We start from the raw sequence: 20,273 nt of genomic DNA, 5'->3' as shown, positions 1-20,273 counted from the left end.
AATAGATTTTAATCACCGAAACCTTTTTGTATGATACTTAAGAAATTTATTTCATCCCCCTATCTATTCATACAAGGAGTTAACTATGAGTTCAAAATGCCCTTTTTCGCATTTATCGTCTACTAACCTAACCATGGGAAATGGCGCCCCTGTTGCTGACAATCAAAACAGTTTAACTGCAGGTCCGCGTGGTCCATTACTTTCACAAGATTTATGGCTTAACGAAAAATTAGCTGATTTCGTACGCGAAGTTATTCCAGAGCGTCGTATGCACGCGAAAGGTTCTGGTGCATTTGGTACCTTTACTGTCACACACGATATTACTCAATATACTCGTGCAAAAATTTTCAGTGAGGTGGGTAAAAAAACGGAAATGTTCGCACGTTTTACTACCGTGGCAGGCGAACGTGGTGCAGCAGATGCTGAGCGTGATATTCGTGGTTTTGCATTAAAATTTTATACTGAAGAAGGTAACTGGGATTTAGTTGGTAACAATACGCCAGTATTCTTCTTACGTGATCCACGTAAATTCCCAGACTTAAACAAAGCGGTAAAACGCGATCCACGTACTAATATGCGTTCAGCAACTAACAACTGGGATTTCTGGACATTATTACCAGAAGCATTACACCAAGTAACTGTTGTAATGAGTGATCGTGGTATTCCTGCAAGTTATCGTCATATGCACGGTTTCGGATCTCATACTTATAGTTTCTGGAACGAAGCGGGCGAACGTTTTTGGGTAAAATTCCACTTCCGTACTCAACAAGGCATTAAAAATTTAACAGATGCTGAAGCAGCAGAAATTATTGCAAATGACCGTGAAAGCCATCAACGTGATTTATATGAAGCGATTGAACGTGGTGATTTCCCTAAATGGACATTATTTGTACAAATAATGCCAGAAGCAGATGCGGAAAAAGTGCCTTATCATCCATTCGACTTAACTAAAGTATGGCCGAAAAAAGACTACCCATTAATTGAAGTAGGGGAGTTTGAATTAAACCGTAACCCAGAAAACTTCTTCGCGGATGTAGAACAATCTGCGTTTGCACCAAGTAACTTGGTTCCGGGTATCGGTGCAAGTCCTGACAGAATGTTACAAGCTCGTTTATTTAACTATGCAGATGCACAACGTTACCGTTTAGGTGTGAACTACCGTCAAATTCCAGTAAACCGTCCGCGTTGCCCAGTGCATAGCAACCAACGTGATGGTCAAGGTCGTGTAGATGGTAACTACGGTAGCTTGCCACACTACGAGCCAAACAGCTTCAGCCAATGGCAACAACAACCAAATTTTGCTGAACCACCACTTCGTATCAATGGCGATGCAGCACACTGGGATTATCGTAACGATGATAACGATTACTTCAGTCAACCACGTGCATTATTCAACTTAATGAATGATACACAAAAACAAGCGTTATTTAACAATACAGCCGCAGCAATGGGTGATGCACCTGATTTCATCAAATATCGTCACATTCGTAACTGCCACTGGTGTGATCCAGCATATGGTGCAGGTGTAGCAAAAGCATTAGGTTTAACCGTTGAAGAGGCATTAAAAGCACGTGAAACTGACCCTGCATTAGGTCAAGGTGGATTGTTATAAGTGCGGTCAATTTTATAAGCAGATTTTAAATCTAAAAATAAAGGCGGGAATTCCCCGCCTTTCATATTTTATTGAACACTTATTTCCAAATTCGATGCTCTAATACTCGCTTTTTAATTTCAGGATAAAAGTCAATTTTAAATTCAGGTTCTTTCCCCTCTTTTAATTGACGTTGATAGTCTTTCATTAACTTCCACACAATCGGGGAAAGTAAAACAATCGCAACTAGGTTAATAATTGCCATCACAGCCATCACAGTATCTGCAAAATTCCACACGACATTGCCTGATTTTACTGAACCGAAATAAACAAAGAACAACACCGATAAACGGAACAACCACACAAACCATGGTTTATTTTTAATAAAACGAATATTACTTTCCGCATAAGCATAGTTACCAATAATAGAAGAATAAGCAAAAAGTAATAAAATAAAAGCCAGAAAATGTACACCAAATTCGCCGACATGATAACGTAATGCATTTTGAGTTAAAGAAATGCTTTTTAACGTTTCGCTACCATAATTATCAGAAAGCAGAATAATCACCGCCGTACAAGTACAGACGATCATGGTATCCACAAATACACCAAGCATTTGCACTAAACCTTGGCTAACAGGGTGTTTTACGTGAGCTGCAGCGGCCGCATTTGGTGCTGAGCCCATCCCTGCTTCATTAGAGAATAATCCTCGTTTAATTCCCATCATCATCGCTTTAGAGACTAAAGCACCAAACATCCCGCCTGCAGCTGATTGGAAAGTAAAAGCGCTCTTGTAAATATTGGCTATCACAGTAGGAATCATATCAATATGCATTCCTAAGATAATAAAGGCCATAATTAAATAAAATAACGCCATCGTTGGTACAACACGGCTGGAAATGGTCGCAATACGTTTAACTCCACCAAAAATAATGGCCGCAGTTAGAATAACTAAAATAAGACCGACATATTCACCTTGCCAGTTCCAAGCGTTATTGGTTGCTTCAACAATAGAGTTTGCTTGCACTGAATTGAATGCAAACCCAAAAGTAAAAATAAGTGATATCGCAAAAGCGACCGACATACAACGCGATTTTAGACCTTGAGCGATATAATAAGCGGGACCTCCGCGAAAAGAACCATCTTTATCTTGAATTTTAAATACTTGTGCTAAAGTAGATTCTGCAAAAGCGCTCGACATCCCAATAAATGCGGTTACCCACATCCAGAACACGGCTCCTTCTCCACCTAGAGCAATAGCGGTCGCTACCCCACTGATATTGCCCACACCAACACGACTTGCAAGACCTGTTGCAAAGGCTTGAAATGGCGTTAAAGAATTTCCCTCAGTAGCACGCCCAAACCACATTTCTCGCACACTTGCAGGTAAAAGACGTAGTTGCACTAAACCAGTCGTAATCGTAAAAAATAAGCCCACACCTAATAAAATGATAATAGTGATGTTCCACAATGGCTCATCTAAATGTTGAACAATCCATGTTAAAGCTTGCTCAATCCAGTTACCAAATTCTGTCAGCATAAAAACCTCATAAAAAAATCAATCTCCTGATTGTAGAGTGATAAAAGAAAAAATCCAGTTTTCTTAGAAAAAAACTGGATTGTTATCCCATAAAACGAAGTTTATTCAAATTTTTACTATATTTTTAGCTTAAATCTATTCACGTTTTAAAAATAACGCAGCCGCACCTCTAACACCACCTGAATCACCATGTTTTGCTTTTTTAATTGGTGGCACTTTAGCACTACGCATTAAGTGTGGAGGCAAAGCTTTTGGTAATGCTTCATAAAGATAATCAAAATTAGATAAGCCACCACCCAGCACAATCATATGCGGATCAAATGCGGTGATAATATTACCGATAGAAATAGCCGCTAACTCCACAAAAATGCGAACAAAATCAACCGCACTTTCTTCTTTTGCATAAAAACGATCGATAATGTCTTTGGCTGATAATGCTTCCCCTTTTAAATCACGGTACAACATTTCAAAACCACGACCTGAAATATATGTATCCAAACAAGCTTGATTACCGCAGCCACACTGATAAATGGGTGCCTTATCCCAACCCAATAATTTTAAGGCATGATAATTTAATTGAAGATGCCCTAACTCCCCCGCCATCCCGACTTGTCCAGAATGCACTTTGCCGTTAATCACAAATCCACCACCAAAACCAGTGCCTAAAATTAATCCTAAAACGGAAGGATATTGAGTATTTTCTTCATCCCAAGCTTCAGAAAGCGCAAAACAGTTCGCATCATTTTCAGCCTTTACTTCACGATCTAAAAGGCGCTCAAGATCGGTTAAAATAGGCTTATTATCTGCGACACGAATATTCGTGATTTCAGCGAGTCCAGTGGTCAGATTAACAAATCCGGGTAAACCAAGTCCTACCGTTCCTTTTTCACCAAAATAGGCATCTGCACGTTCTACTAGAGTTTTGATCGCCTGTAACCAATCTTGGTAATCTGTTTGCGGTGTTGGCACACGTTCAGTATAACATTTTTCTAATTTTGCATTAAAAGCAGCCAATTCAATCTTTGTGCCACCAATATCAATACCGTAATACATGTTGTCTCCTAAAAAGAGCGGTCAAAATTAACAGGATTTTCTCAGCCTATTTTCCTTGATATCTCAATGAAAATCTATGATAAAAATCATATTTTCTACAAGTAATAAAAAGATCGATGCTATAACAAAACCGATCTTTTACTTTATTTTTTTATTAAAGATCGTTTTTCTTTGTAAAAAACCAAACATAATTAGATGAACAATCCACGCTGAAATTATCGCTACAAATAAGTCTATAGGATAATGCATCCCTAAACGCACTCGGCTAATCAACATTAATACGCCCCAAATTGTCATCGCGCCAATAAGTAATTCCGCTTTGAAAGAACGATTACCTAATAATTGGCTAAATCCGACGGCTAACATCAGCCAAGTGGCGGCAAAAATAGAATGTCCAGATGGGAAAGAATAACCGGTTTCATCTTCATAATGCGCTTTTAACCAAGCTGGTGTATCTGCTTGTGTAGAATAAAATTTATCCACTAATTTCGCACGCTCTGAACGATCTTGATGATAAAAATCATCCGTCGTACTTTCTGTTTTTTCCGCTAAATAAACCGTGAAAGGACGCGGCTCAGCAAAAATCGTTTTCAACCCTGTTTTAATTACTTGTGTAGATAATACCGACAGCCCCATTACAATCACGCCCATAATCCACTGTTTACGGTTTTCAAAAAGAAAACGGAAAAGTAAAGCAAATACACCACAGGTAATTAAAGCGTAAGGCACACTACCCGTCTCCGTTAAAAGATAAAGCCAATAATCCCATTCCATTAATTGGTTGTTTCCATGCCAATGATAAGCAAAGCCCCAAACAAAAAATGGTACAAGACAAAGGAATAACGTATATAATGACAGCCTTTTAAACATTGTTGCCTCTTGATAATAACAATAAAGTGCACATTTTATCAGAGTTAAGTTAAAAAAAGGATAAGTTATGTCAAAAATCGAACTGGTTGCTCAAGCCAATTTACCGACCGAATATGGTATATTTAAAATGATTGGATTTGAATTTCCCGATACAAAAAAAGAGCACGTTGCCTTGGTAATGGGCGATATTTCAAATCAAGATGAACCTGTACTTGCCCGTATTCATTCTGAATGCTTAACTGGCGATGCATTACACAGTTTAAAATGCGATTGTGGTTTCCAACTTGCTGCGGCATTACGCCAAATTAGTGAAGAAGGCCGAGGTATATTAATTTATCACCGTGAAGAAGGTCGCGGAATTGGTTTAATTAATAAAATCCGTGCTTATTCTTTGCAAGATCAAGGCATGGATACTATCGAAGCGAATCTTGCACTAGGCTTTAAAGCTGATGAGCGTAACTTTAATGTGTGTGCCGATATGTTTGAATTATTAGGTGTGAAACAAGTCCGCTTAATGACAAATAACCCGCAAAAAGTAGAAACCATGAAAAAAGCGGGTATTAATATTGTGGAGCGAGTGCCTCTTAATGTGGGTGAAAACCGCTATAATACAAAATATCTTGATACCAAAGCGAAAAAAATGGGTCATTATATTGTTCACAATAATGAAGAACACTTAATGACATGCCCACATTGTCAAGAAGAAGTCATTTAATAAAAAAGCCATACAACAGTATGGCTTTTAGATTATAAGTATAACCTATTGATTTACTCCCCAATGATGAGCATCTTTGTCAAATTTCATGCCTGAATGGGATCCTTCAGAACCATTAAAATAAACGTCTTTATTTGCGCAAGCTGAAATCACCAATGTCGCAACAACAATAAGTATTAATTTTTTCATTGTGTTTACCTTTTAAAAACTAAATCATCAAAATTGTACCACAACTTTTGTTGGTTTTTACTGCTTAAATTACCCTATTTCTTGCAAATTTTATCCTTGCCTTCTACAATACCAGCTCATTTTTAACTTGTAGTTCGCAAACCTCCTACATAAAAAAACTAGGTATCCTATGAATATTTCAAATCCTAATCACAATCGTAAAGCCCTTGTGATCTTCTCTGGTGGACAAGATTCCACAACCTGTTTAATTCAAGCAATTGCCGAATATGGCGTAGAAAATGTCGAAACCGTCACCTTTCAATACGGCCAGCGCCACGCAATTGAATTAGAAAAAGCCCGTTGGATCGCTAACGATCTTGGCGTAAAGCAAACACTGATTGATACATCCGTTATTAAATCTATCACTCATAATGCCTTAATGGATGAAAACCTTGATATTGAGCAAAAAGATGGTGAATTACCCAATACCTTTGTGGATGGTCGTAATGCCCTATTCTTATTGTATGCAGCGATTTATGCAAAAAAACAAGGCATCAACGACATTATTACAGGTGTATGTGAAACAGATTTCAGTGGCTATCCGGATTGTCGTGATGTATTCATCAAATCCATGAATGTCACCCTCAATTTAGCCATGGATTATTCGTTCAACTTAAAAACACCATTAATGTATCTCACCAAAGCCCAAACTTGGGCTCTTGCCGATGAATTAAATGCCTTAGATTATGTTCGTCAGCACAGCCATACTTGCTATGAAGGTGTTGAAGGAGGCTGTGGTAAATGTCCAAGCTGTCAATTACGTCATAAAGGTTTACAAGAGTACTTGTCAATAAAAGCAGAGAATAAAGATGTTTAAAGTATCCAAAGAATTTAGTTTTGATATGGCACACCTATTAGATGGTCATGATGGTAAATGCCAAAATCTACATGGCCATACCTATAAACTCCAAGTCGAAATAACCGGTCATTTAATTACTCATGGCGCAAAAAAATCAATGGTGATGGACTTTTCAGATTTAAAATCTATTGTGAAAAAATCCATTTTAGATCCCATGGATCATGCTTTTATCTACGATCAAACCAGTAAACGTGAAAGTAAAATTGCAATACTTCTAGAAGAATTACAATCAAAAACCTTTGGCGTGAATTTTCGTAGTACCGCTGAAGAAATGGCTCGTTTTATTTTTCATCGTCTAAAATATGATGAAAAATTACCAATTTCTGCCATCCGATTATGGGAAACGCCAACATCATTTTGTGAATATCAGGAATAAGTACGGTGGAAAAACAAATCATTTCAGAACCGTATTATAATATTGTTGAGATTTTTGAAAGCCTTCAAGGAGAAGGTTTTAATACCGGTATGCCCGCTATTTTTATCCGTTTTGGTAAATGTAATCTTGCCTGTACCTGGTGTGATACTAATTATCATCAATTTAAACGTTGCTCCTTATCACAAATTCTCAATAAAGTGCGGTCATTTTCTGCAAAGAATATTATTATCACAGGTGGGGAGCCGACTATTGTGCCCAAATTAGAGATGATACTTAATCAATTAAAAAGTTTAGGTTATTTTTTAGCAATTGAAACTAATGGTCTTAACACTGTTCCAGCACAAATTGATTTTATTGCCACAAGCCCAAAACGTCTATATGCACATAAATACGAAAAGCGTTGTATTTCATTTGCACATGAAGTTCGCATTGTTGCTGATGACAATATTATTCCTTTTTGTGAAATGATTGAAAATAAAATTCAAGCAAAATATTACTATCTTTCTCCTTGTGAAGTTCATGGCAAGATGAATCTATTAGAAACGATCACACAATTAGGAAAATTAAATCAAAGAACGAATAAACCGAGATGGCTGTTAAGTTTACAAACACATAAATTGATTGGGATCGAATAGCAATCATTTTTCTATTATCTGTGCGGTTATTATTCATTTCAAACTTTAACTGCACTTTTCAAGATCCCCCTCCTTTCCTGCATATCTTTGATTTTATAAATGCGTCATTTTTTGATAAAATCAGGCTTATTTTTTATAAATAAGTAACTAATTTTAAAAATGACTACAAATTATTCCGCTCAAGAAATTACGGTTCTGAAAGATCTCGAACCTGTGCAAATCCGCCCAGGTATGTACACGGACACTACCCGTCCCAATCACCTTGCTCAAGAAGTTATCGATAACAGTGTGGACGAAGCACTTGCTGGGTTTGCCACCAAAGTTGAAGTGATTTTACATGCGGATCAATCTCTTGAAGTCATCGATAATGGTCGTGGGATGCCAGTGGATATTCATCCAACTGAAGGGGTTTCGGGTGTTGAAGTCATCTTAACCAAACTTCATGCTGGCGGTAAATTCTCAAATAAAAACTATGAGTTTGCCGGTGGTTTACACGGGGTGGGGATTTCTGTCGTCAATGCTCTTTCTGAACGCGTTGATATTCAAGTTAAACGTAACGGTGAAGTGTATAAAATTGCCTTTGAAAATGGCGTAAAAGTAGAAGAATTAGAAGTTATTGGGACTTGTGGCAGACGAACAACTGGAACCACCGTTCACTTCAAACCGAATCCAAAATATTTCGATAGCAAGAATTTTTCTGTTAGTCGTTTACGCCATTTATTACGTGCGAAAGCGGTGCTTTGTTCAGGCTTAGAGATTAAATTTGTCGATAAAGTGAATAACACCGAAGATGTATGGTGCTATCAAGATGGTTTATCCGATTACTTAACTGAAGCGGTAAATGGTTTTGAAACCTTGCCTGAAAAACCATTTGTCGGTGAATTTAAAGGCTCCACAGAAGCGGTAAGCTGGGCATTATTATGGTTGCCTGAAGGTGGCGAGCTTATTGCTGAAAGCTATGTAAACTTAATTCCAACAGTACAAGGCGGAACACACGTAAATGGTCTTCGCCAAGGCTTGCTCAATGCCATGACCGAATATTGTGAGTTCCGCAATAAATTACCACGTGGCGTGAAATTAACCGCAGACGACATTTGGGATCGTTGTGCATATATTCTTTCACTGAAAATGCAGGATGCTCAATTTGCCGGCCAAACTAAAGAACGCTTATCTTCCCGTCAAAGTGCGGTCTTTGTTGCGGGTGTTTTAAAAGACGCCTTCAGTTTATGGTTAAACCAGAACGTACAAGATGCGGATCGCTTAGCTGAAATGGCCATTAGCTCTGCACAACGTCGTTTAAATGCCGCTAAAAAAGTCGTACGTAAAAAATTAGTGAGTGGCCCTGCTCTACCGGGGAAATTAGCCGATTGTGCATCACAAAATTTAGAAAAAACTGAATTATTCTTGGTTGAAGGTGACTCTGCGGGCGGCTCAGCCAAACAGGCGCGTGATCGTGAATATCAAGCTATTCTGCCGTTACGCGGAAAAATCTTAAATACTTGGGAAGTCGCCAGTGATCAAGTGCTTGCCTCAACGGAAATTCATGATATTGCAGTGGCGCTTGGTATCGATCCTGATAATGAAGACTTATCTCAACTTCGTTACGGCAAAGTCTGTATTTTAGCCGATGCGGACTCTGATGGTTTGCATATTGCAACCTTACTTTGCGCCCTCTTTTTACGTCATTTCCCAAAATTGGTTCAAGATGGGCATGTTTATGTGGCGATGCCACCACTCTATCGCATCGACTTAGGTAAAGAAGTCTTTTATGCCCTCGATGAAAACGAAAAAGAAGCGATTTTAGAACGCTTAAAAGGTAAAAAAGGTACCTTAAACGTACAACGCTTCAAAGGTTTGGGCGAAATGGATCCGTCACAACTACGTGAAACTACCATGGATCCGAATACACGCCGTTTAGTTCAATTAACCTATGAGCTAGGCGAAGATCAAGGGGCAGAAACATTAGAATTAATGGATATGTTACTCGCCAAAAAACGAGCGGAAGATCGCAAAAATTGGTTGCAAACCAATGGCGATCAAGTGGATTTAGCTGTTTAATTATTTGAGGTTAATCATGAACGAACAACGTCGAGATTTTTTTAAGAATAGTGCACTAGGCCTAGCAACAATTACATTGGGTGCAGGTTTAAGCCTTGTTCCTTCTGCTCAAGCAGAGGAAAAGCCCTCTAATACGGCAACCACTGCGGTTGAAAAATTACCTGAAATTGAAGCTGAGCTGACGCTTGCCCCAAATGTGCCAAAACCGATTGAACGTAATCACCCTGCAAAAGTCGTGGTAAAACTGACCGCACTTGAGCAAATTATGGATTTAATGGATGGTGTACAATTTAAATTCTGGACATTAAACGGTAGCGTGCCTGCGCCATTCATTCGTGTACGCGAAGGCGATATGGTGGAAGTGCAACTTTCCAATTCAGCGAGTTCAATGATGCCGCACAGTATCGATTTTCATGCTGCTGCCGTACCAATGGGCGGCGCTATCGCAAGTGAAACCCCACCAACACGTACATCAACCTTCCAATTTAGAGCGTTACGTTCGGGCATTTATTTGTACCACTGCGGCAGCCAGCCTGTGGACATTCACCTTGCCAAGGGGATGTATGGTTTAGTTTTGGTTGAGCCGAAAGAAGGTTTACCAAAAGTGGATCGTGAATTTTACATTATGCAAAGTGAATTCTATACCAAAGGCGAGTTTGGCGATCCTGGCTTGCAGCCGTTTAGTATGAAAAAAGCTATTGATGAGCGCCCAGAATATGTCCTCTTCAACGGCAAAGTCGGCGCAACCATGGATGAAAATGCCTTAAAAGCAAAAAACGGTGAAACAATTCGTTTATTTGTAGGAAATGCTGGGCCAAATTTATGCTCTTCTTTCCACTTAATTGGTGCAGTATTTGACAATGTGTATGTGGAAGGCGGTACGCTTATTAATCACAATGTTCAAACGACCTTAATTCCATCTGGTAGCGCCACCATGGTGGAAACACGAATTGATGTACCTGGCACTTATGTCTTTATGGATCACTCCATTTTCCGCGCAGTGAATAAAGGCACAATGGGACACATTGTAGTTGAAGGCGAAAAAAATCCGAATATTTATTCCGGCAAATTAAAAGACGAAGCCTTTAAAGAAGACAATCCACAAAAACCGCAACCTGTTCCTTATGAAATTGACAGTCACAAAGGAATGGATATGGGACATTCTCCTCACGAACATTCCGATGGGAATTCTGGTGCAACAAGAAAATAGATTAGAAAATATGAGTAATATTAACTACGAAGGCATCGAGCAGATGCCACTTCGCACCTTTACAGAAAAGGCTTACCTTAATTATTCAATGTACGTCATCATGGATCGTGCATTGCCTTTTATTGGCGATGGCTTAAAGCCTGTTCAGCGCCGTATTGTCTATGCGATGTCTGAACTGGGTTTAAATGCCGCGGCAAAATTTAAAAAATCCGCACGTACCGTCGGTGATGTGTTAGGTAAATTTCATCCACACGGCGATTCTGCCTGTTATGAAGCTATGGTATTAATGGCTCAACCCTTTTCTTACCGCTATCCTTTGGTTGATGGGCAAGGAAACTGGGGAGCACCTGATGATCCTAAATCATTCGCAGCGATGCGTTATACAGAATCTCGCCTATCCAAAATTTCTGAAATTCTATTAACTGAATTGGGTCAAGGCACTGTTGATTTTCAACCAAACTTTGATGGTACCTTAGAAGAACCACAATATTTACCTGCTCGTTTGCCTCATATTCTGTTAAACGGTACTACTGGGATTGCCGTTGGTATGGCAACCGATATTCCACCACACAATATTAATGAAGTGGCAGATGCAGCTGTTATGCTATTAGATAATCCAAAAGCAGGATTAGATGATGTACTCAATATCATTCAAGGCCCTGATTTCCCAACTGAAGCGGAAATTATTTCCCCTAAAGATGATATTCGTAAAATGTACGAAACAGGCCGTGGCTCTATCAAAATGCGTGCAACATGGCATAAAGAAGACGGTGAAATCATCATTAGCGCACTTCCTCATCAATCTTCACCATCAAAAATCATTGCGCAAATTGCTGAGCAAATGACGGCGAAAAAATTGCCAATGGTGGAAGATATTCGTGATGAGGCGGATTACGAAAATCCTGTACGTATCGTGCTTGTGCCACGTTCAAATCGCGTTGACACAGATGCCTTGATGACACATTTATTTGCAACAACGGATCTCGAAAAAAGCTATCGTGTGAACATGAATATGATCGGGCTTGATCATAAACCTGCCGTGAAAGGTTTACTTCAAGTTCTTATCGAATGGCTGACATTCCGTCGTACTACCGTGACAAGACGTTTACAACATCGTTTAGATAAAGTGCTCGCTCGTTTACACATTTTAGAGGGATTGATGATTGCCTTCCTCAATATTGATGAAGTCATTGAGATCATTCGTACTGAGGATGAACCTAAACAAGTTTTAATGGCTCGTTTTAACTTAAGTGATGAACAGGCAGAAGCCATTTTAAACTTACGTTTGCGCCATTTAGCCAAATTAGAAGAACATCAATTACAAGCTGAAAAAGATAAACTCGAAGAAGAGCGGTTAAATTTAGAGTTAATTTTAGGATCGGAACATCGCTTAAATACCTTGATCAAAAAAGAAATTCAAGAAGACGCAAAAAAATACGCCAGCCCTAGAATGTCTCAATTAGTTGAACGTGAAGAAGCAAAAGCGATTTCTGAAAGTGAAATGACGCCAGCCGAACCCGTTACCGTTATCTTATCTGAAATGGGCTGGGTACGCTGTGCAAAAGGCCATGATATTGATCCGAAAGGATTAAGCTATAAAGCAGGCGATAAATATCTGGCGCACGCTTGTGGTAAAAGTAATCAGCCGGTGATCTTTATTGATAGTACCGGTCGTAGCTACGCTTTAGATCCATTAAGCTTGCCTTCTGCGCGTTCACAAGGTGAACCACTCACTGGTAAACTGACATTACCAGTAGGTGCAATCATTGAACAAGTTATTATGGAGCCTGAAAAACAAGAACTATTGATGACATCAGATGCTGGATATGGTTTTATCTGTAAATTTGACGATTTAATTGCACGTAATAAAGCGGGAAAAGTCTTGATTTCTTTGCCAGAAAATGCGAAAGTCTTGAAACCTGAGACACTTTCCGAGTCGGCTCCACTTCTTGTATCCCTTACTTCAGCGGATCGAATGCTGATTTTTCCGGTACGGGATTTACCGGTATTATCAAAAGGGAAAGGCAACAAAATCATCAGTATTCCGGCAGCAAATGCAAAAGTGCGGTCTGAATTATTAGTGAAATTGTTCTTAGTTTCAGAGAAAGCAAGCCTTGAGTTTCATTCTGGTAAACGAAAAATCACTTTAAAACCAGAAGATCTGCAAAAATTCCGCGCTGAACGTGGCAGAAAAGGCTCCCAATTACCACGAGGCTTACACAGTCATGCTGATATAGTGGTAATTGAACCCAAACACAACTCATAAAACTCTCGAAACTCAATTAAATAGGAGAATATTTCATGAATATAGTCTTTGATACGTATCAAACACTTGCTTTAGCAAGCATTGTGTTATTGCTCGGCTACTTTTTGGTAAAACGAATTCGAATTTTACGAACATTTAACATTCCTGAACCAGTTGTTGGAGGTTTCATCGTTGCTATAGCATTAACTCTCTTATATAAAATAAATGGCACCTCTTTTACCTTTGAGAAAAACTTGCAAACCTCTATGATGCTTGTGTTTTTTTCCTCTATTGGTTTAAGTGCCAACTTTTCTCGTTTAATTAAGGGCGGAAAACCGTTAGTTGTCTTCTTATTTGTCGCCGCTTTGCTTATTATTTGCCAAAATGCTATTGGTCTTATTGGTTCTAAATTACTTGATATTGATCCTGCCTACGGATTGCTTGCTGGTTCAGTTACTCTTACGGGTGGACATGGTACAGGTGCTGCATGGGCAGAAACTTTCACCAAAGAATTTGGTTTATCTGCTGCAACAGAAATTGCGATGGCATGTGCCACATTTGGGTTAGTTTTCGGCGGGATTTTAGGTGGTCCCGTATCACATTATTTATTAAATCATCAAAAACAAGGTGAAAACCCTGAGAATGATGAAGTCGATGACGTACAAGAAGCATTTGAGCACCCAACTTACAAACGTAAAATCAATGCTCGCTCAATTATTGAAACTATTGCCATGCTTTCTTTATGTTTGTTGATTGGTCAATATTTAGATAGTTTAACAAAAGGAACCTCAATCCAATTGCCAACGTTCGTCTGGTGTTTGTTTACTGGTGTGATTATTCGAAACAGTTTAACCCATTTATTTAAATTCCAAGTAGCAGACTCAGCAATTGATGTTTTAGGCAGTGTAGGCCTATCTATCTTCTTGGCTATAGCCTTAATGTCACTCAAACTTTGGGAATTAGCAGGACTCGCTACAGATGTATTGATCATTTTAACGATTCAAGTTGCTTTTATGGCCTTCTTTGCGATTTATGTAACCTACCGTATGATGGGCAAGGATTATGATGCCGTTGTATTAAGCGCCGGTCACTGTGGTTTTGGTTTAGGTGCTACCCCTACAGCGGTTGCGAATATGCAAGCGATTACTAGCCGTTTTGGTCCGTCTCATAAAGCATTCTTGATCGTTCCCATGGTTGGCGCATTCTTTATCGACTTATTAAATGCTGGTATTTTAAAAATATTCTTAAGTATTGTTGAAGCGCTTCACTAATAAAATGTAAAAAAGAAAGGCTGACATTTTGTCAGCCTTTTTATTTACTTGCTACTCAGTAAGTGTCTTCACCAAATCCATCACAAATTCTAACCGCTCTTTGTTTTCTGGAAGTGCTTTCACAAACTTAAATTTTAATGGTCCATCAAAGCGATAAATAATTGGATTTTGTTGAATTAATTTGATGAATTTTTCTGGATCAACTTTTGCTGAAGGTGAGAATTCAATAAAGCCACCTTGAGCCCCTGCATCGATTCTCAGCACTTTTAATGGTTTCACCATTAAACGCATCTCAGCAATTTGTAAAAGATTTTTAGTTGCTTCAGGTAATAGGCCAAAGCGATCGATTAATTCAACTTTTAATTCATCTAACTCTTGTTTACTTTCTGCCGCTGCAATGCGTTTATAGAACGACAAACGCATATTCACATCACCAAGATAGTCATTTGGCAATAAAGCGGGAACACGTAACTCAATTTCAGCTTGCTGATGTGTAATCTCTTCTAATGAAGGTTCTCTTCCCTCTTTTAAGGCTTTAACTGCCGCATCAAGTAATTCCATATAAAGTGAAAAACCGATGCTTTCAATTTGCCCACTTTGTTCATTCCCTAATAATTCACCTGCACCGCGAATTTCTAAATCGTGCGTCGCAAGAATGAAACCTGCACCTAAGTTATCTAAACTTTCTAATGCCTCTAAACGACGTTTCGCATCTTTCGTCATTAATTTCGGTGGCGGTGTAAGCAAATACGCATAAGCTTGATGATGGGAGCGCCCTACTCGACCACGTAACTGGTGAAGCTGAGCTAAACCAAAATTATCTGCCCGTTCAATAATGATCGTATTTGCCGTTGGTACGTCAATCCCTGTTTCAATAATGGTAGAACAAACTAATACATTATAACGTTGATGATAAAAATCACTCATCACGCGTTCAAGTTCACGCTCTCGCATTTGACCATGACCAATCACGACTCGAGCTTCTGGTACAAGTGCGGTCAGTTTTTCTGCCGTATTTTCAATACTTGCCACATCATTATGCAAATAATAAACTTGCCCACCACGCAAAATCTCACGCAGAATCGCTTCACGAATAATTAAATCATCTTTCTGGCGAACGAATGTTTTGATACTCACTCGACGAGCCGGTGGTGTCGCAATAATAGAAAGATCGCGAATACCATTCATCGCCATATTCAAAGTTCGAGGAATTGGTGTTGCGGTAAGCGTTAAAATATCAATATTTGCTCGAAGTTGTTTAATTTTCTCTTTCTGTCCCACACCAAAGCGATGTTCTTCATCAATGATGAGTAAGCCAAGATCAGAAAACTTCACATCGGATTGAATCAATTTATGGGTTCCAATCAGAATATCAACTTTTCCTTCAGCTAAATTTTCTAAGATTTGTTTTTGCTCTTTGGCTGTTTTAAAACGAGAAAGCACTTCTACATTAACCGGCAGATTAGCAAAACGATCTTTAAAATTCTCGTAATGCTGTTGAGCTAACAAGGTTGTTGGAACCAATACGGCAACTTGTTTATGATTCATTACAGCCAAAAATGTAGCGCGCATCGCCACTTCCGTCTTACCAAAGCCTACATCACCACAAACCAAACGATCCATCGCTTTAGGCTGACACATATCCGAAATGACTGCATTAATCGCCATGGCTTGATCGTGCGTTTCTTCAAAAGGAAAGGTTGCAGCGAATTGCTGGAATTCCTCACGATCATATTTAAATTCAAAGCCTTTTTTCACTTCTCGTTGGGCATATACATCAAGTAATTCAGCGGCCACATCACGAATTTTTTCTGCGGCTTTTTGACGTGTTTTCGCCCACGATTCATTACCTAATTTATGTAATGGTGCAGTTTCATCTGAGCCACCAACATAGCGACTGATCAAATGTAGGGAACCAACTGGCACATAAAGTTTGGATTCATTCGCATAATTGATCAGCAAATATTCTGCTTTTAAGCCCCCAGTATCGAGTGTCACTAAGCCACCATAACGCCCAACACCATGATCTAAATGCACCACAGGCTGCCCAATTTTTAATTCAGCCAGATTACGCACTAAGGTATCAGGATTGACCGCCTTACGTTTATCACGCTGACGTTGCTGTACTCGCTCGCCTAAAATTTCATGTTCAGTAATAACGGCGAGTTTAGCCTCATCAAGAATAAAACCTTGCTCAAGACGACTTACCCACAGATTAAACTTGTCTTGATTAGCTTCAGATAAGGTTTTAATTTGTTTTGGTTTAATTTTTAATGGTGAAAGTAAATCCAGTAAGGTTTCACGTCGTCCTTCAGTCTCAACTGAAAATAAAACATTTCCTTTAAAATGCTCAATAAACTGACGAAGTTGCAATAACGGTTCTTTTTGCTGTGATTGAATGGTCACGGCTGGTAATGTAGACACCGCTAAATTTTTCTGACGAACAGATAACCGCACTTTTTCTGCTTTAAAATTAATTTTAGGATAATTTTTTAATGCATGATTTACCGCATCAATACTTAGCCACAAACGTTCTGGCGGCAAAAGAGGGCGCATTGGATCAACTTTGAGATGCTCATAACGCTGTTTAGCATCAAGATAAAAACGTTCTCCTTGTGCTTGATTTGTTTCCATATCCACAAACAACGTTTTTTCGGGTAAGTAATCGAACAATGTTGCCATTTCATCAAAGAATAGCGGCTGCCAATATTCAATCCCTGAGATTAGTGTGCCTTTACTGATTTGCTGATAAATATGTTCTGGATCACGACGAATTTCACCAAAGGTTTCTCTAAATTGTGTGCGGAAAAACTCAATACCTTTCTCATCACTTGGAAATTCGTGTGCAGGTAATAAATTAATAGATTGAATTTCATCTAACGTTCGCTGCGTATCAACATCAAAAGTACGAATCGAATCAATTTCATCATCAAAAAAATCTAAGCGAAATGGAACCGCACTTCCCATTGGGAAAAGATCTAAAAGTGATCCGCGCACAGCATATTCACCATGTTCTAGTACTTGCTCTACGGAACGATATCCTGCTGACTCTAATTGTAATCGCAATTTTTCAATGACAAGACGGTCGCCTTTTTTAATCAAAAGGACATTGTGCTGTAGATATTTCGGCGGGCACACACGTTGCATTAATGTGCTAATCGGTAAAACAAAGATACCTTTTTTAGTATTTTGTAAATGAAATAATGCACTTAAACGCGAAGAAATTATTTCTTGATGAGGAGAAAAAGAATCATAAGGCAACGTTTCCCAATCAGGAAAAAACTGAACGGGCTGAGAAGTTAAATCCAGTAAAACTTGTGATAAACGAACCGCACTTTTGGTATCCGGTGTCACAACCACCGTCAATCCATCATATTGCTCTGCAATTTCACTAACCGCAAGTGCATCTACACTCGCCAATACATTGCCAAGAATTTTATGATCATTGGGCTGAGTCGGAATATCAAAATTAAAATAGGTTGTTTTCATAAGCGCGGTCAATTTTTATCTCATTTTTGCGTGAATAGCTGATTAGTTTAGCAAATCCACTCTACTTTTCAATATTTATCTGTATAAAAAAACAGGGTTAAATTAACCCTGTTTTCTTTTATTTTTTGAGCGGTTCTAGTGGTTTCTCTTTTTTTACCTTACCATCATCATCAAATTCAATGCGTGGCATACAGCCTCTACAAGAGCCTTTATCTAAACCAAGCTCTTTACAAAACTTATTATATTCATCTACAGCTTTGCGAAACCAACCTTTTTTTTCTTGTTCGCTCATTTTGCCTCCTTTTTTAATTTTTGTGCAATTTCCGAACGTAATAATTTTAACCCATTTTTCTTATTATAGGGTATCTGTTTTGTGATGAAATAATCTCGCATTAAAGGGCAATCTTTTTCATCTAAATTCATTAAAAATCGACGAATTGCTGGCAAAGCGGAAGCTAAAGTGCGGTGAAAATAAGCAAAATTTTTTAAACTTAGCCAGTCTTCGTCAATCAATTCCCAATCTACTGATGCGATATTAAATTCCTGAACGAACGGATGGAAAGACAAAAGTATATTCCGTTGAAAAGATTGTGTTGCTTCTTTTTCTAATTTAATGCCTGGTGTAGAAAGCCCTTTTAGAGCGATAGCTGAATAACAGCCGCTACTTGCCTCTAAATGCTCGCCTAAATGAACAAGAGAAAAACCACATTTCTGCCAAAATTGAGCCAGTTCTTTGGTATAACCAAAACTCACTGATAAATAATCCACATCGGCATTTTGTGTGATGTATTCAATAAGTTGTGTACCTATACCATGCTGCTGCCACATAGGCTGAACCGCAATTCTCGAAATACGTAAAGAATGCAATTCACAAGCCTTTTGTTGTTGAGCATGAAAACAAAGTGCTTGAGGCACGAGATTGCCTTTCGGGCGTCTAATCCCTTGTTGAATCGCTTCAATAAGGGATAAATCTTTAATCCCTCCTTCTTCTAATGACCAAACTGCGCCTAGTAAATTTTGCTCACTTTCAGCGGCAAAAAAACACTGTGTATTGGCATCAAACAATCGTCGTAGATCTAATGGTGATGTACGATAATGCGCTAATGTCATCAACCCATAGAATTGAGGCAATGAAGAAAGTATTTCCTCTTGTGAGCGTTCAGTAATTTGGCATATTTTGCTTTTATCGTATGGCGTTTGTTTAAAGTCATCCTCTACATCCAATAATAAAAGCTCATCAATAAACGCCTCTAAAGCATCGTCTTTAACCCAGCGTAGCGGTTCAATAAGCTCAAAGTCCGAAAAAGTGCGGTTAATTTTTTGCTTAAATTTAAGCTCAAAGCCTCGTCCTGTTCCCTCATAACTATGAATGGTTGTCGTAAATAAAATATGCTTAAAATGCTGGGAAAAAGCGGTAAGTTGAGCAATCGGCAACATTGCTGCTTCATCAACAAAAAGCCACGCATTCTCAGAAAAAGAGGGAGCCTTTTGCAAAGCAAGGAAAAGCTCATCTGGTGCAATAAAAATCATCTCTTTTTGTGAAAATTCAGCCAAAATTTTAACCGCATTTTTATTCGGTGCTGTGAGGTAAATTTTAGTATCCAGTTGATTGGCTAATAAGCCTGCCAAGGCTGATTTCCCTCTTCCTCGCTTAGCTGTAAGAAAGTAGAGATCTGATTCTTTTTGTAGGATTTGCTCAATGATTTTCTGTTGATCTAAAGTCGCGCTGTGATTTACAAATGATTGGTGAAAAGTGCGGCCAAATTTTAAATTATTTTGATGATAAAGGACTGGGAAGCCATATTCATGAATACAATGCTTAAAATATGTCATAAATCTTGGCGTAGCAATTGCCTCAAACGAACCAGACCAACGGAGACTATCTTCATCTATTTGAGAATGAAGTTTCTCCCAATTTGATAGCAATACAATTAAGGAACCATTCATTTTCAATGTCCCGGCCGCAATGGCTAGTGCCTCTAAATGGATACCTTTCCGTGCATCAAACAAGATCGTTTCAAACTCTTGTCCAAGAAGATTTTGAATTTTAGAAAACTCATTAATGATCAAGGTATTTGCCGGCAAATTAGACGGCATATTCTCACTGACTAAAATTTGAAAATGACGTGTCAT

16 protein-coding genes and 1 riboswitch are annotated in these 20,273 nt (G+C 38.7%); of the genes, 9 read left to right on the top strand and 7 right to left on the bottom strand.

All coding sequences use genetic code 11. The features are described 5' to 3' along the window. Positions 1 to 85 precede the first annotated feature (85 nt). Positions 86 to 1,612: a catalase gene (locus EL215_RS06805; RefSeq protein ID WP_049357360.1), complete on the top strand. Its 1,527-nt coding sequence runs from the start codon at positions 86 to 88 to the stop codon at positions 1,610 to 1,612. Between the two features lie 79 nt (positions 1,613 to 1,691). Here EL215_RS06805 and EL215_RS06800 read toward each other — a convergent pair whose 3' ends face one another. The 3 genes from EL215_RS06800 to EL215_RS06790 form a co-directional block, all read right to left on the bottom strand. After that, positions 1,692 to 3,131, bottom strand: a complete 1,440-nt coding sequence (locus EL215_RS06800; RefSeq protein WP_049357358.1) for an alanine/glycine:cation symporter family protein — start codon at positions 3,129 to 3,131, stop codon at positions 1,692 to 1,694. A 135-nt stretch (positions 3,132 to 3,266) separates the two neighbouring features. Further along, a complete protein-coding gene (gene nagK / locus EL215_RS06795) occupies positions 3,267 to 4,184 on the bottom strand; it encodes an N-acetylglucosamine kinase (RefSeq protein WP_126471069.1) in 918 nt (305 codons plus the stop codon). A 138-nt stretch (positions 4,185 to 4,322) separates the two neighbouring features. Next, complete coding sequence (locus EL215_RS06790) at positions 4,323 to 5,054, bottom strand: phosphatase PAP2 family protein (protein ID WP_164757065.1); 732 nt, start codon at positions 5,052 to 5,054, stop codon at positions 4,323 to 4,325. Between the two features lie 67 nt (positions 5,055 to 5,121). On the opposite strand from EL215_RS06790, the gene ribA reads away from it, so the two are divergent. Then, on the top strand, positions 5,122 to 5,769 hold the full coding sequence (gene ribA, locus EL215_RS06785; protein WP_049357352.1) for a GTP cyclohydrolase II: 648 nt from the start codon (positions 5,122 to 5,124) through the stop codon (positions 5,767 to 5,769). A gap of 45 nt (positions 5,770 to 5,814) precedes the next feature. Here ribA and EL215_RS10280 read toward each other — a convergent pair whose 3' ends face one another. Then, positions 5,815 to 5,958, bottom strand: a complete 144-nt coding sequence (locus EL215_RS10280) for a hypothetical protein (protein WP_065420739.1) — start codon at positions 5,956 to 5,958, stop codon at positions 5,815 to 5,817. 123 nt (positions 5,959 to 6,081) lie between these two features. Continuing rightward, a riboswitch (PreQ1 riboswitch) is annotated at positions 6,082 to 6,126 on the top strand. 1 nt (position 6,127) lies between these two features. On the opposite strand from EL215_RS10280, the gene queC reads away from it, so the two are divergent. The 7 genes from queC (at position 6,128) to gltS (ending at position 14,651) form a co-directional block, all read left to right on the top strand. Continuing rightward, a complete protein-coding gene (queC, locus tag EL215_RS06780) occupies positions 6,128 to 6,814 on the top strand; it encodes a 7-cyano-7-deazaguanine synthase QueC (protein ID WP_126471067.1) in 687 nt (228 codons plus the stop codon). Continuing rightward, positions 6,807 to 7,232 carry a 6-carboxytetrahydropterin synthase QueD gene (queD, locus tag EL215_RS06775; RefSeq protein WP_049357348.1) on the top strand — a complete coding sequence of 142 codons (426 nt, stop codon included), beginning with the start codon at positions 6,807 to 6,809 and terminating at the stop codon, positions 7,230 to 7,232. Before queC ends, queD begins: the two co-directional genes overlap by 8 nt. Before the next feature lie 5 nt (positions 7,233 to 7,237). Continuing rightward, positions 7,238 to 7,867 carry a 7-carboxy-7-deazaguanine synthase QueE gene (locus tag EL215_RS06770; protein ID WP_126471066.1) on the top strand — a complete coding sequence of 210 codons (630 nt, stop codon included), beginning with the start codon at positions 7,238 to 7,240 and terminating at the stop codon, positions 7,865 to 7,867. A gap of 159 nt (positions 7,868 to 8,026) precedes the next feature. Then, positions 8,027 to 9,925, top strand: coding sequence for a DNA topoisomerase IV subunit B (gene parE / locus EL215_RS06765; RefSeq protein ID WP_126471064.1), 1,899 nt, complete (start codon positions 8,027 to 8,029; stop codon positions 9,923 to 9,925). Between the two features lie 16 nt (positions 9,926 to 9,941). Continuing rightward, positions 9,942 to 11,135 (top strand): copper-containing nitrite reductase, encoded by a 1,194-nt coding sequence (gene nirK, locus EL215_RS06760; protein WP_126471062.1) that lies wholly within the window; start codon positions 9,942 to 9,944, stop codon positions 11,133 to 11,135. Positions 11,136 to 11,145: 10 nt separating this feature from the next. After that, positions 11,146 to 13,401, top strand: a complete 2,256-nt coding sequence (gene parC, locus EL215_RS06755; RefSeq protein WP_126471060.1) for a DNA topoisomerase IV subunit A — start codon at positions 11,146 to 11,148, stop codon at positions 13,399 to 13,401. Between the two features lie 35 nt (positions 13,402 to 13,436). Beyond that, positions 13,437 to 14,651, top strand: a complete 1,215-nt coding sequence (gltS, locus tag EL215_RS06750; RefSeq protein ID WP_049357341.1) for a sodium/glutamate symporter — start codon at positions 13,437 to 13,439, stop codon at positions 14,649 to 14,651. Positions 14,652 to 14,702: 51 nt separating this feature from the next. Here the strand turns inward: gltS and mfd are convergent, their stop codons facing one another. From mfd to EL215_RS06740, 3 genes are all read right to left on the bottom strand, one after another. Next, positions 14,703 to 18,140 carry a transcription-repair coupling factor gene (gene mfd / locus EL215_RS06745; protein ID WP_126471058.1) on the bottom strand — a complete coding sequence of 1,146 codons (3,438 nt, stop codon included), beginning with the start codon at positions 18,138 to 18,140 and terminating at the stop codon, positions 14,703 to 14,705. Between the two features lie 118 nt (positions 18,141 to 18,258). Then, positions 18,259 to 18,432, bottom strand: a complete 174-nt coding sequence (locus EL215_RS10275; RefSeq protein WP_164757064.1) for a DUF5363 family protein — start codon at positions 18,430 to 18,432, stop codon at positions 18,259 to 18,261. After that, the gene (locus tag EL215_RS06740; protein ID WP_197721738.1) at positions 18,429 to 20,273 is read right to left on the bottom strand and encodes a tRNA(Met) cytidine acetyltransferase TmcA; all 1,845 of its coding nucleotides are present in this window, start codon (positions 20,271 to 20,273) and stop codon (positions 18,429 to 18,431) included. The genes EL215_RS10275 and EL215_RS06740 overlap by 4 nt, the downstream gene beginning before the upstream one ends.

It is taken from the genome of Haemophilus parainfluenzae, assembly GCF_900638025.1.
In the GTDB taxonomy this organism is placed as follows: Bacteria; Pseudomonadota; Gammaproteobacteria; order Enterobacterales; family Pasteurellaceae; genus Haemophilus_D; species Haemophilus_D parainfluenzae_J.
This window is presented reverse-complemented; position numbering and strand designations above follow the sequence as displayed.